We start from the raw sequence: 11838 nt of genomic DNA, 5'->3' as shown, positions 1-11838 counted from the left end.
ATCGGGGAACGGGGCCAGCACTCAGATGGACTGGCCCTTCAACAGGCGAGGGGTATCGCCTGAAAGGCCTGCAGCCTGCTTGATGAAGAAGGATTTCAGTATTGGAACCCGGTCGACGAGACCGAGGCCAATATCGCGCATCGAGCGGACGGCTGGATTGTCGTTGGAGAAAAGCCGGGTGAGGATATCTGTCGTGACACCCATCTGCACGGTGTCGAAGCGACGCCAGGACTGGTAACGCTCCAGCGCAGCAAATGAACCGATGTCGAGGCCGAGCCGGTCTGTTTCAACCACGACCTCCGCAATTGCGGCGGCGTCGCGGAAGCCGAGATTGAGGCCCTGACCGGCGATAGGATGGATACGATGCGCCGCATCGCCCACCAGCACAAAGCGCGGCTTGACAAATTCACGCGCCAGCGTCAGGCCGAGCGGGAAGGCGCGACGCGGCCCTTCGACATGCAGGGCGCCGAGGCGATGGCCGAAACGTTGCTCCAGTTCTGCTTCGAACACGAAGTCGTCTTCGCGAATGAGGCGTTCGGCATCTGATGTGCGCTCGGTCCAGACAAGCGAACTGCGATTGCCCTTCAACGGGAGGATCGCAAACGGTCCGGCCGGGAGAAAATGCTCATCGGCCCGACCGCCATGCGGCAGTTCATGCGCGACATTGCAGACGATCCCGGACTGGCCGTAGTCCCAGTTGACCGTCTTGATACCCGCCAGATCACGGAGGCGAGAGCGCGCGCCATCTGCGGCGATCAGCAGGCGCGTTTCGAGCGTGTCTCCATCGGAAAGCGTGACGGTCACGCTTTCGGGAAGCGTCGTGAAATTATCCACGCTTGTTGCTTCAAGGAAGGTGATGCCAAGCGCTTCCGCCTTGTTGTGGAGGGCGGTGTTGAGGACGCGATTTTCCACCATATGGGCAAAGGGCTCGCCTGGCTCGACTTCGCCTTCAAAAGTCAGGAACACTGGGCGCACGGGATCGGAAGTTCGCGAATCGGTGATGACCATTTCCGTTATGGGCTGCGCTTCGGGAAGGATTTCCTGCCAGCAGCCGAGCTGGTCGAGCATGCGTGAGGCGGCGGCGGCGATGGAGGAAGCGCGCGGATCGCTTTTCCAGGCGCCAGCCGGAGCGCCATCAATCACCGTCACGGAAAGATGCGGTGCTGCCGATTTGATTGCAACTGCGGTGACAAGCCCGACATAGCCGCCGCCTGCAATCACCACATCATTATTGCGTGGCGCGCCTACTTTTTTCTGGCCAGCCATTGTCGTTCCTTTCCAGAATCCGTCTTTCGCGCAGTGTTTTGGCACAGATCGCTGCGTATGAAACCCGATATTTTGCCGCGCCGCGCATCCCCAGCCCACCATTGGTGCGGGAATGCATTTCCTCCTGCGTGCCCGGTTCTTGACAGGCATGGATGGGCGGGCTCAAACATGCCTTTCGAACTTTGTAACAGCATATATGGTTGCGGAAGGCAGGCTGTCCATGTCTGAAAAAGAAAAGTCCGGGATCGAGCAGACGGCGGCAATGCGTGAGCTTCTGTCCATCCTCGATCTGGAAATGCTCGAGGTGGATCTGTTTCGAGGCAACAGTCCACAGGTAGGCTGGCAGCGGGTGTTCGGCGGACAGGTCATCGGGCAGGCACTGATTGCCGCGCAACGCACTGTCGAGCCCGAGCGCCATGTGCATTCGCTCCATGCCTATTTCGTGCGGCCCGGCGATCCGGCCATCCCCATCGTCTATGAGGTGGACCGTATCCGCGACGGCTCCAGCTTCAGCACCCGACGCGTCCTGGCCAAGCAACATGGCAAGGCAATTTTCACGCTTTCCGCTTCGTTCCAGATCGATGAAGGCGGGCTTGATCATCAGATGCCGATGCCGGAAGGGTTGCCCATGCCCGAGCAACTCGTCGGCGATCGTGACATCAAGGAACAATATCTCCATATGGCGCCGCCCAATGTTCGCAAATACTGGGAGCGGGAACGGCCCATCGAGATCAAGCCTGTCTCGCTTACCCATTATTTCTCGCGTGAGAAGCTCGAGCCTGCCCAGCATGTTTGGGTCCGGGCGAGTGGCATCGTACCGGATGACCGGGCGTTGCAGGCAGCCATTCTCGCCTATCTCTCCGACATGACGTTGCTGGACACGTCGCTTCATCCGCATGGGCGCACGATATTCGACCGGGACATGCAGGTGGCAAGCCTTGATCACGCCATGTGGTTTCATCGCCCGTGCAGGCTCGACGACTGGCTCCTCTACACGCAGGATACGCCAAGCGCTTCAGGCGCACGTGGTTTCAACCGCGGCGCGCTTTATACGCGCGACGGTGTGCTGATCGCATCGGTGGCGCAGGAAGGGCTTATCCGCGTTCATGAGAACAATTGATTAGTTTTTAATCAGGGATTAAGTGACTGGTTAAATTTAAGGCATTTCGCGAGTGGCTTGCGAGGTGCCGCGGTGTAAAACCGAATCGAATGAACCAGTTAGGCATCATTCGGTCTGGAGCTGCGTCCGTAGCAACACATTCGCAGCGGCAAATTCCCGCGTCGGGCGTACCCGACATCACAAAATTTGCAGTTAATTTATCTGTTTCTGCCAACTGGCATGAATTTTGTTTCTCTCTGTTTGAACCGGTCTTTCCAGCGCAGCCGCGTTTGAAGCCGCCCTTCGACGGAGATATTCGATGTTCATAACAGGAAGAAACAAGCAAACGGCCCTTCTGGCTACCTTGCCTGCGCTCGTCGCCATGGCGGGAACGGCAATTGCACAGGAGGCCGCACCGACACCAACCCTCGATACGGGCGATACGGCTTGGATGCTGACTTCAACCGCGCTGGTGTTGATGATGACCATACCGGGTCTGGCGCTGTTTTATGGCGGCATGGTGCGCAAGAAGAACGTGCTGTCCACGGTGATGCAGAGCTTTGCCATCACCTGTCTCATGTCCATTCTGTGGATGATCGCAGGCTATTCACTGGCCTTTACCGATGGCGGCTCACTCAATTCCTATATTGGCGGTCTTTCCAAGGCCTTCTTCTCCGGCGTCACGATGGAATCGCTGACGGGAACAATTCCCGAATATGTGTTCATCACCTTCCAGATGACTTTCGCCATCATCACGCCTGCACTTATCGCCGGATCATTTGCCGAGCGGATGAAGTTTTCGTCCATGCTGGTCTTCCTGACACTGTGGCTGTTCATCGTCTATATTCCGGTGGCGCATTGGGTCTGGGGCGGTGGCTTCATGGCTTCGGACGGCGTGCTTGATTTTGCTGGCGGCACGGTTGTCCATATCAATGCCGGCGTCGCCGGCCTGGTTGCCGCCCTCATCATCGGCAAGCGCGACGGTTACGGCCACACCAACATGGCGCCGCACAATCTTGTCCTGTCGGTTATCGGCGCCGCTCTGCTGTGGGTTGGCTGGTTCGGCTTCAATGCCGGCTCTGCTGCCGGGGCCAACGCGCTCGCTGGTGTTGCCATGCTCAACACGCAGGTTGCGACCGCAGGTGCTGCTCTGGCCTGGATGTTCGTTGAATGGGCGGTAGCGGGCAGGCCAAGCGTGCTTGGCATCGTCTCGGGTGCCGTTGCAGGCCTTGTTGCCGTCACGCCTGCCGCCGGTTTCGTCAATCCGACAGGGGCGCTTATCATCGGTATCGTCGCCGGTGCGGTCTGCTATCTGGCGGCAGTCAAGATCAAGCACGCGCTCGGCTATGACGATTCACTCGATGCATTCGGCGTCCATGGCGTAGGCGGCTTCGTGGGTGCTGTTTTGACCGGCCTTTTTGCCGATGCAGCGATCAACCCCGCTGGCGAAGGGGCCACTATCGGCAAGCAGTTCTTCGGCGCGGCCATCACCATCGTTTACACCGCGATTGCCACTGCGATCATCCTCTATGTGGTCAAGGCCATCATGGGCCTGCGGCCCAGCAAGCAGGCCGAGATCGAAGGCCTCGACATCGCTTTGCACGGCGAATCCGTTCAATAGAGCGGGATTGTCTCAAGCGGAAAAAGGCGCGGGAAACTGCGCCTTTTTCATTTCATCAATGGGATTTGTTCGCAGTTCCTGCATGGTTAATGAGGAATTAACCATCCGGCGATTAGGATCGGACCGATTCAATGTGCCCGGAGCATGTCCGCTCAGGGGCCAGCAAATATTTCGGTTCGGGACAGGCTATATGCGGCAAGGATATTCGCCCTCTTACCCGCTGCGTGACGAGCGGATTACGGAAGACAGGCTGAAACTGGCCAATCTCTTCCGCAGGCAATTCTATATCCTGTTTGGCCTGGGGCTCCTGGCGCTCACCGGCATGGCTGTCGGCGCGCTGGCGACATGGAATGTGGCCGATCCGAGCTTCAGCCACGCGACCGACAATCCGGTGACGAATGCGCTCGGTTATCCGGGCGCTGTGTTCTCCGACATTGCCATGCAGTTTTTCGGTCTGGCGAGCGTTCCCGCCCTGCTTCCACTTGCTGTCTGGTCGCTGCTGTTGATGACGCGCGGCGGCATCGGGCGTGTGGCCAAGCGCAGCTTCGCATGGTTCGGCGCCGCATTGTTGTTTGCCGCCATAGCGAGCTGCTTTGCCGTGCCGGCAAGCTGGCCGATGCCAATCGGCCTCGGTGGCGTTTTCGGCGACATGATCCTGAAATTCCCGGGCCTCTTCCTCGGCGGTTTCCCGCAAGGCGCAATCGCATCGGGCATTGCACTTGTCCTTGCAGTCCCTGCTTTCTGGCTCTGCCTTTTTGCCAGCGGCATCGTCGGGCGCGGCGCAGGTATTGTCAACCCCGGGCAAGTCTCGGCTCATCGCGGTGCCGAAGATGATTTTGTTGCTGATGACGAGGATGATGAAGCATCTGCCGGTGGCGGTTTTCAGCTTATGGGGGCTCTCACTCATCTGGCACTGACGACGACCGCCAATTTCAAGCGCCTGACCGGGCTGGGTCGACGGCGCTCGCGCGAGGACGATTTCGACGATATGCGCGTCGTGCGCCGCAACGCCGAAGCGCGCAGTGCGCCGCGCCGGGAGCCCGGTTTCGGGGCGCCTGCCGCCGTCGACGACGCGCCGCCTTTCGATATGGACGATATGGATGACGACACGCCGCTCGCCGGTCAGGAATGGCATGATGCGCCGCCGCCCCGCGCCCGCAAGGCGCGTGTGGAACAGGCCGCACCGTCGCCGAAGCCCGGCCCGCGCGCCCAGCGCGAGGCGCAGCCCTCCTTCCTCAAGGACAATGGCGTTTTTGAAATGCCGTCGCTCCATTTCCTTGCCGAACCGAAGCTCGTTCAGCGCGACCCAGCGCTTTCCAAGGACGCGCTGGAACAGAATGCGCGTCTGCTTGAAGGCGTGCTGGAAGATTTCGGCGTGCGCGGCGAAATCATCAATGTGAAGCCCGGCCCGGTGGTGACGCTTTATGAGCTTGAACCAGCTCCCGGCATCAAGTCCTCGCGCGTCATCGGCCTTGCCGACGACATTGCCCGCTCGATGAGCGCGATCGCGGCGCGCGTTGCGGTCATTCCGGGGCGCAATGCCATCGGCATCGAACTGCCGAACCCGAAGCGCGAAATGGTTTACCTGCGCGAAATGCTGGCAAGCCGCGACTTCGAGCAATCGAAGGCGAAGCTGGCGCTTGCACTCGGCAAAACCATCAATGGCGAGCCGGTCATCGCCGATATCGCCAAGATGCCGCATGTTCTCGTGGCCGGTACCACCGGCTCGGGCAAGTCGGTGGCGATCAATACCATGATCCTGTCGCTGCTTTATCGCATGACGCCGCAGGAATGCCGCCTGATCATGATCGACCCAAAGATGCTGGAACTCTCCGTCTATGACGGCATTCCGCATCTGCTGACACCTGTTGTCACCGATCCGAAGAAGGCGGTCGTCGCGCTCAAATGGACCGTGCGCGAAATGGAAGACCGCTATCGCAAGATGTCCAAGGTCGGCGTGCGCAACATCGACGGCTTCAACCAGCGTGTCGGCCTTGCGCAGAAAAAGGGTGAGCCGATTGCGCGCACCGTGCAGACCGGCTTTGACCGCAATACGGGCGAGGCGATCTACGAGACGGAAGAACTCGATCTCGAACCGATGCCCTATATCGTCGTGATCATCGACGAAATGGCCGACCTGATGATGGTCGCGGGCAAGGATATCGAAGGCGCGGTGCAGCGTCTGGCGCAGATGGCGCGTGCAGCGGGCATTCACGTCATCATGGCCACGCAGCGCCCCTCGGTCGATGTCATCACCGGAACGATCAAGGCAAATTTCCCGACCCGCATTTCGTTTCAGGTCACATCGAAGATCGACAGCCGCACCATTCTGGGCGAGCAGGGCGCCGAACAGCTTCTCGGCCAAGGCGATATGCTCTTCATGGCTGGCGGCGGACGCATCCAGCGCGTGCATGGCCCATTCGTTGGTGACGACGAGGTGGAGCGCATCGTGCAGCATCTGAAGCTTCAAGGTGTGCCGGAATATCTCGACGCCATCACCGAGGATGAAGACGAGGACGAAGGCGGCAGCGGCCCGGCCGGAACCGGCAATCTGGAGGATTCCGACGATCCGTATGATCAGGCCGTCGCCGTGGTTCTGCGCGACAAGAAGGCTTCGACGTCCTACATCCAGCGCCGTCTGGGCATCGGCTATAACCGTGCTGCGTCCATCATCGAGCGCATGGAGGAGGAAGGCATTGTAGGTCCCGCCAACCATGCGGGCAAGCGTGAAATATTGGTGCCGACCGGTGACGATGATTTCTGATGGCCATACTCGCGCCCAACTGACGGCGTAGTGAAACAGAATGACGAAAAGAGAAAGTTTGCCGATGATATTCTCCCGTTTCACCGCCTTCGCGAAAGCTGGACGCCTTGCAGCCGTGTTGGGAATGGGAGCGCTGGGGCTTGGAATGACGTCGCTGGTTCTGGCACCGGTCGCCGCGATGGCGCAGGGCGCTGGCGGCGGTGCGGCGGCGCAGCAGATTGCAGACCATTTCTCATCGGTACGCACCATGACCGGCGAGTTCGTGCAGTTCGGACCGAAGGGCGAGCAGACGGGCGGCACTTTCTATATCGAGCGTCCGGGCAGGATTCGCTTCAATTACAACAATTCCCCGATCCGGGTGATTTCGGATGGCGAATCGGTCGTCATCAACAATCGCAAGCTCGACACATGGGACCTTTATCCGCTTTCCAAGACGCCCTTGAAGCTGCTTCTGGCAGACCGCATTGATCTTGGCGGCGGCCGTCTTCAGAATGTGAAGCAGGAGCCGGACATGACCACGCTGGTGCTGGGCGACAAGTCGATCTTCGGCGATTCGAAAATCACCATGATGTTCGATCCCAAATCCTACGAGCTGAAGCAGTGGACCATCACCGACGCGCAAAAGCTCGATACCACTGTCATGATCTTCAATGTGCGCACAGGCGTGCGTTTTACCGACGATATGTTCAAGATCGACTATCAGCGCATCGCCATGAAGCGCAAAGGTCAGTAATCGTCAGTTTGTGACAGGCAATCCGTTTGCATTTGCCGGATAAATGATTAGGTTCGCAGCATCCTTTCGTTGCTGCGAGTCCTATCTTCATGGCTTTTTCCGTTGCTACCTGGAACATCAATTCCGTTCGCCTGCGCATGCCGTTGGTCGAACAGTTTCTGCGCGATTATCAGCCGGATGTTCTGTGTCTTCAGGAAACGAAATGTCCCGACAATCTGTTCCCGGCCAAAGGGTTTCGCGCGCTCGGTTATGAACATATCGCGATCAGCGGCCAGAAGGGCTATCACGGCGTGGCGACGGTTTCCAAACGTCCGCTGACAGGAGTCGAAAAGATTGGCTTCTGTGATATGGGCGATTGCCGGCATCTGAGCGCGGTGGTCGAAGCAGGCGGCAAAAAGCTTCGCATCCATAATTTCTACGTACCCGCGGGTGGTGACGAGCCGGACCCGGAAATCAATCCGAAGTTTGCGCACAAGCTGGCTTTTCTCGAGGAAATGCGCGCCATTGTCGCCGACCGGCAGGATGGGCTGTCATCTATCCTCGTCGGCGATCTCAACATCGCCCCGCTCGAAAACGATGTCTGGTCGCATAAGCAGCTATTGAAAATCGTCAGCCATACGCCGATCGAGACCGAGACGCTGGAAGATTTGCGCGTCAAGGGCGGCTGGAGCGACCTGATGCGGCATCTTATTCCGGCAGACCAGAAAATCTTCACCTGGTGGAGCTATCGCGCCAAGGACTGGGATGAATCGGATCGTGGCCGCAGGCTGGATCACATCTGGGGTTCCGCCGATCTTGAAGGGCATATGCAGGGCCTGCAAATCCTTCGCGACGCGCGTGGCTGGGACCGGCCGTCCGATCACGTGCCGGTCATTGCGACATTCAATCTGGATTGAGAGATCAGCCGCCGTTGAGCCGCGGCGCGACTTTTTCGATTTCGCCGATCAGTTCCAGCAGGTTGCGGCTGATATGGGCGTGGAGTGCTGCTGCCGCTTCCGGATATTCTTCCAGAATACGCCGAAAGATTGCGCGGCTGATGCGGATGACTTCGGTTTCGGCTTCGGCGACCGCACCGGTTAGACGCGAGGTCTGGGCGATGAGGGCCATTTCTCCAATCATGGCACCGGGGCCGACGGGGCGGATGGCTATCCGCCCCTGGTTTTGTTCGTGAAACAGGGTAATGCTGCCCGATACGACGATATAGGCGCAGTCGGCACTTTGCCCCTCACGGAAAAGCTCACGTCCGGCTCTGAGAACCAGGCGTTCGGCACCGAAGGCAAGCAACCGCAGCTGTTCGGCCGTGAAAGACTCGAACAGGCCCACCGTGCCGAGAATGCGAATATCGTCATCAAGCGCCATGGATCGTCAATACACCTGCATCGGGCGCTGTCCATCATGGGACAAGCTTGTATCCCCCGCTTTCTGTGACGAGAAGCGCCGCATTGGACGGATCTTTTTCTATTTTCTGACGCAGACGATAGACGTGGGTTTCCAGCGTGTGCGTGGTGACGCCTGAATTGTAGCCCCACACCTCTTCCAGCAGGACATCGCGGCCGATAACCTTGTCGCCAGCGCGATAAAGGTACTTGATGATCGCCGCTTCCTTTTCGGTGAGGCGAATCTTGCTGCCCTTCTCATCAATGAGCAATTTCTGGCCGGGCTTGAACGTATAGGGTCCAACGATGAAAGTAGCATCCTCGCTCTGTTCATGCTGGCGCAGCTGCGCACGCACGCGGGCCAGAAGGACCGCGAATTTGAACGGCTTGGTGACGTAATCATTGGCGCCCGATTCGAGGCCGAGAATCGTATCCGATTCTGTGTCGTGACCGGTGAGCATGATGATCGGCGCCTTGAAGCCGCCCTTGCGCAGCAGCTTTACAGCTTCCCGACCGTCCATATCTGGCAGGCCGACATCCATGATCAGGAGGTCAACAATGCCGTTTCGCGCAGTCTGGATGCCCTTGGTGGCATTGTCTTCCTGCAGGATCTGGAATTCTTCGCACAGCTCCAGCTGTTCGACGAGGATGGAACGGAGATCTTCGTCATCGTCCACAATCAGTATCGTACGGCCTGTCATGCCTGTCCTCGTTAATCTTTGATTTAAATGGCTCTTGGTGTTTTATGACATTTAATGGAGACAAGTTGAAGCGGCGAAACGCGAAACAGGTTTTTGCGTCCGCCGACAACGGTTTTAAACAAACATGTCACGGAGGCGGGGCTTGGCCAGATATGGAATCAGCCGGGGAATTGGCGTCATCGATGTTCGGGCCAAGCCGGGTCACAATACTCGCGGCTTGCTTGTTGCGGGCAATCTGGTGCTAGAATGTGCTCTTGGCAAGGGGGGCATCAGCGCTTTCAAGCGCGAAGGTGATGGCGCGACGCCTCTGGCAACCATGCGGCTGCTCTATGGATACAGGCGGGGCGACAAGGGTTTGTTGCCATCCTCACGGTTGCCGCTCAGTCGTGTCCGGCGTCTGGACGGCTGGTGCGATGCGCCGTCCGATGCCAATTACAACTGTCCCGTCAGGCTGCCTTATGCGGCAAGTCACGAGGATATGTGGCGGCGCGACGATCTCTACGACGTCTGCATCGTCATGGACTGGAACATCGCGCCGCGCCGTCGCGGATGCGGCAGCGCGATCTTTTTCCATCTGGCGCGACCGGGCTATACGCCGACCGAAGGCTGCATAGCATTGAAGCGCGCCGACATGGCGCGCCTCCTGCCTCATCTGACAAGCCGGACTGTAATCCGCGTCCTGAGATAGCTGTTTCAGTGTATGGCAGCGACCTTCACCTCGTTGCCCTTGGCATCGTACAGCTTGCCGTTCAGGAAATAATCTCCGTCATGCAATTCAGCGATGTTGTGATGGCGAATGATGCGTTCCGTACCTTCCGCAAAGACTGACATCTGGTTGCTGTTGCCGAGCTTGATCTCGTTGAACATCAGGTTGAGCGCAATAGCCATCAACGCCGCCGAACTGATGCCGGAATGGAAAATGGTTTCAAACCAAGTCGGGAAGTGGTGATAGAACTGCGGCGCGGCAATCGGGATCATGCCGAATCCGATGGAGGTTGCCACGATGATGAGATTGATATTGTTCTCATAATCCACTTTCGCAAGGGTGCGGATGCCGCTTGCAGCCACCGTGCCGAACAGGACGATGCCTGCCCCGCCCAGAACAGCCGGAGGAACGCAGGCAATTACCCGGCCCATTACCGGCAGGAGACCGAGCGTGATGAGAATCAATCCCCCCGTTGCCACGACATAGCGGCTTTTCACACCTGTCACCGCGACAAGGCCGACATTCTGCGCAAAAGCGCTTTGGGTGAATGAGCCCACAACCGGCGACAGGATGCTTGAGAGCATATCCGCACGCAGGCCATTGGCGAGACGCCGCGAATCCACTTTCGTCCCGATGATTTCACCGACAGCCAGAATATCGGCAGAGGTCTCGACCAGCGTAACCATGATCACGATGAACATCGAGAGCGTTGCCGCAAGGCTGAATACCGGCATGCCGAAATGAAAGATTTCAGGCAGTGCCACCATTGAACCTTCGCCCACCCTGGAAAAGTCCGTCATGCCGAGCGCCCAGGCAACGAAGGTCCCGATGATCATGGCAAGCAGGATCGACAGCCGGGAGATCGTGGCATTGCCCATCTTGCTGAGAATGAGAACGATAACCAGCGTGATGCCTGCGAGACCGATATTGGCCATGCTGCCGAATTCCGGACTGTTGCTGTCGCCGCCCATCGCCCAGCGCGCTGCAACGGGCATCAGTGTCAGGCCGATGGTGGTGATGACGATGCCGGTGACGAGCGGCGGAAAAAAACGCGTTATCCGCGAGAATATCGGCGTGATGATAAGGCCGATCGCGGCTGCCGCGATGACGGCCCCCAGCACGACTTGCAAGCCTGCTTCGCCCGTCTGGCTCGACGTGACGATGGCGACCATGGTGGCGACGCCCGAAAACGAGACGCCTTGAACAAGCGGAAGCTGGCAGCCGAAAAAGGGGATACCGATGGTTTGCAAGACGGTCGCAACACCGCCCGCAAACAGGGATGCGGTGATCAGCAGGCCGATTTCGGCCGGGCTGAGGCCCGCCGCCTGTCCGATGATCAGCGGAACCGCGACGATCCCTCCATACATGGTCAGCACATGCTGAAAGCCGTAAGCCAGGTTGGCAGTGACAGATAATTTTTCATCTTCGGGACGCGAAAGCGCATCCGCCCCGGACTGGTGCGTATTCAATGATACTCCCTCCCAGCAGGCGCGAACGCATCGCCAGCCTGCTCTCTCCGTTCTCCCTGTGCTGGATCGTCATGGCATTATGTCATTAGACGCTAAACCGACG

General features: G+C 58.6%; 10 protein-coding genes. 6 read left to right on the top strand and 4 right to left on the bottom strand.

The genetic code is table 11. The features are described from left to right. Nucleotides 1-21: 21 nt before the first annotated feature. Nucleotides 22-1266: a ubiquinone biosynthesis hydroxylase gene (locus F9K78_RS12950; RefSeq protein ID WP_121984931.1), complete on the bottom strand. Its 1245-nt coding sequence runs from the start codon at nucleotides 1264-1266 to the stop codon at nucleotides 22-24. 220 nt (nucleotides 1267-1486) lie between these two features. Here F9K78_RS12950 and tesB point away from each other — a divergent pair, with 220 nt between their 5' ends. The 5 genes from tesB to F9K78_RS12920 all read left to right on the top strand — a co-directional run bounded on the left by tesB (nucleotide 1487) and on the right by F9K78_RS12920 (nucleotide 8379). Continuing rightward, nucleotides 1487-2386 (top strand): acyl-CoA thioesterase II, encoded by a 900-nt coding sequence (gene tesB / locus F9K78_RS12945; protein ID WP_121984930.1) that lies wholly within the window; start codon nucleotides 1487-1489, stop codon nucleotides 2384-2386. A gap of 298 nt (nucleotides 2387-2684) precedes the next feature. After that, nucleotides 2685-3986 carry an ammonium transporter gene (locus F9K78_RS12935; protein WP_121984929.1) on the top strand — a complete coding sequence of 434 codons (1302 nt, stop codon included), beginning with the start codon at nucleotides 2685-2687 and terminating at the stop codon, nucleotides 3984-3986. A 190-nt stretch (nucleotides 3987-4176) separates the two neighbouring features. Continuing rightward, nucleotides 4177-6750 (top strand): DNA translocase FtsK, encoded by a 2574-nt coding sequence (locus tag F9K78_RS12930; RefSeq protein WP_121984928.1) that lies wholly within the window; start codon nucleotides 4177-4179, stop codon nucleotides 6748-6750. Nucleotides 6751-6814: 64 nt separating this feature from the next. Beyond that, nucleotides 6815-7483, top strand: coding sequence for an outer membrane lipoprotein carrier protein LolA (locus F9K78_RS12925; protein ID WP_174813452.1), 669 nt, complete (start codon nucleotides 6815-6817; stop codon nucleotides 7481-7483). A gap of 89 nt (nucleotides 7484-7572) precedes the next feature. Then, nucleotides 7573-8379: an exodeoxyribonuclease III gene (locus tag F9K78_RS12920; protein ID WP_121984926.1), complete on the top strand. Its 807-nt coding sequence runs from the start codon at nucleotides 7573-7575 to the stop codon at nucleotides 8377-8379. Nucleotides 8380-8383: 4 nt separating this feature from the next. Here the strand turns inward: F9K78_RS12920 and F9K78_RS12915 are convergent, their stop codons facing one another. Then, nucleotides 8384-8842 carry a cyclic nucleotide-binding domain-containing protein gene (locus F9K78_RS12915; protein WP_121984925.1) on the bottom strand — a complete coding sequence of 153 codons (459 nt, stop codon included), beginning with the start codon at nucleotides 8840-8842 and terminating at the stop codon, nucleotides 8384-8386. A 34-nt stretch (nucleotides 8843-8876) separates the two neighbouring features. Next, a complete protein-coding gene (locus F9K78_RS12910; protein ID WP_006467959.1) occupies nucleotides 8877-9560 on the bottom strand; it encodes a response regulator transcription factor in 684 nt (227 codons plus the stop codon). A gap of 142 nt (nucleotides 9561-9702) precedes the next feature. On the opposite strand from F9K78_RS12910, the gene F9K78_RS12905 reads away from it, so the two are divergent. Beyond that, nucleotides 9703-10248: a L,D-transpeptidase family protein gene (locus tag F9K78_RS12905; protein ID WP_121984924.1), complete on the top strand. Its 546-nt coding sequence runs from the start codon at nucleotides 9703-9705 to the stop codon at nucleotides 10246-10248. Nucleotides 10249-10253: 5 nt separating this feature from the next. Here the strand turns inward: F9K78_RS12905 and F9K78_RS12900 are convergent, their stop codons facing one another. Continuing rightward, entirely contained in the window at nucleotides 10254-11735 is a 1482-nt protein-coding gene (locus tag F9K78_RS12900) for a nucleobase:cation symporter-2 family protein (RefSeq protein WP_121984923.1), read from the bottom strand. Nucleotides 11736-11838 lie beyond the last annotated feature (103 nt).

Origin of the sequence: Brucella pseudintermedia, from assembly GCF_008932435.1 — a bacterium.
GTDB lineage: Bacteria > Pseudomonadota > Alphaproteobacteria > Rhizobiales > Rhizobiaceae > Brucella > Brucella pseudintermedia.
The sequence above is the reverse complement of the archived record's forward strand: the minus strand, read 5'-3'. Positions and strand labels throughout refer to the sequence as shown.

Bases quoted from the DNA above. Each gene is read 5' to 3' on its own strand.
- F9K78_RS12920 (WP_121984926.1), top strand. From the start codon at position 7,573: ATGGCTTTTTCCGTTGCTACCTGGAACATCAATTCCGTTCGCCTGCGC.
- F9K78_RS12915 (WP_121984925.1), bottom strand. From the start codon at position 8,842: ATGGCGCTTGATGACGATATTCGCATTCTCGGCACGGTGGGCCTGTTC.
- F9K78_RS12935 (WP_121984929.1), top strand. From the start codon at position 2,685: ATGTTCATAACAGGAAGAAACAAGCAAACGGCCCTTCTGGCTACCTTG.
- tesB (WP_121984930.1), top strand. From the start codon at position 1,487: ATGTCTGAAAAAGAAAAGTCCGGGATCGAGCAGACGGCGGCAATGCGT.
- F9K78_RS12950 (WP_121984931.1), bottom strand. From the start codon at position 1,266: ATGGCTGGCCAGAAAAAAGTAGGCGCGCCACGCAATAATGATGTGGTG.
- F9K78_RS12925 (WP_174813452.1), top strand. From the start codon at position 6,815: ATGATATTCTCCCGTTTCACCGCCTTCGCGAAAGCTGGACGCCTTGCA.
- F9K78_RS12910 (WP_006467959.1), bottom strand. From the start codon at position 9,560: ATGACAGGCCGTACGATACTGATTGTGGACGATGACGAAGATCTCCGT.
- F9K78_RS12930 (WP_121984928.1), top strand. From the start codon at position 4,177: ATGCGGCAAGGATATTCGCCCTCTTACCCGCTGCGTGACGAGCGGATT.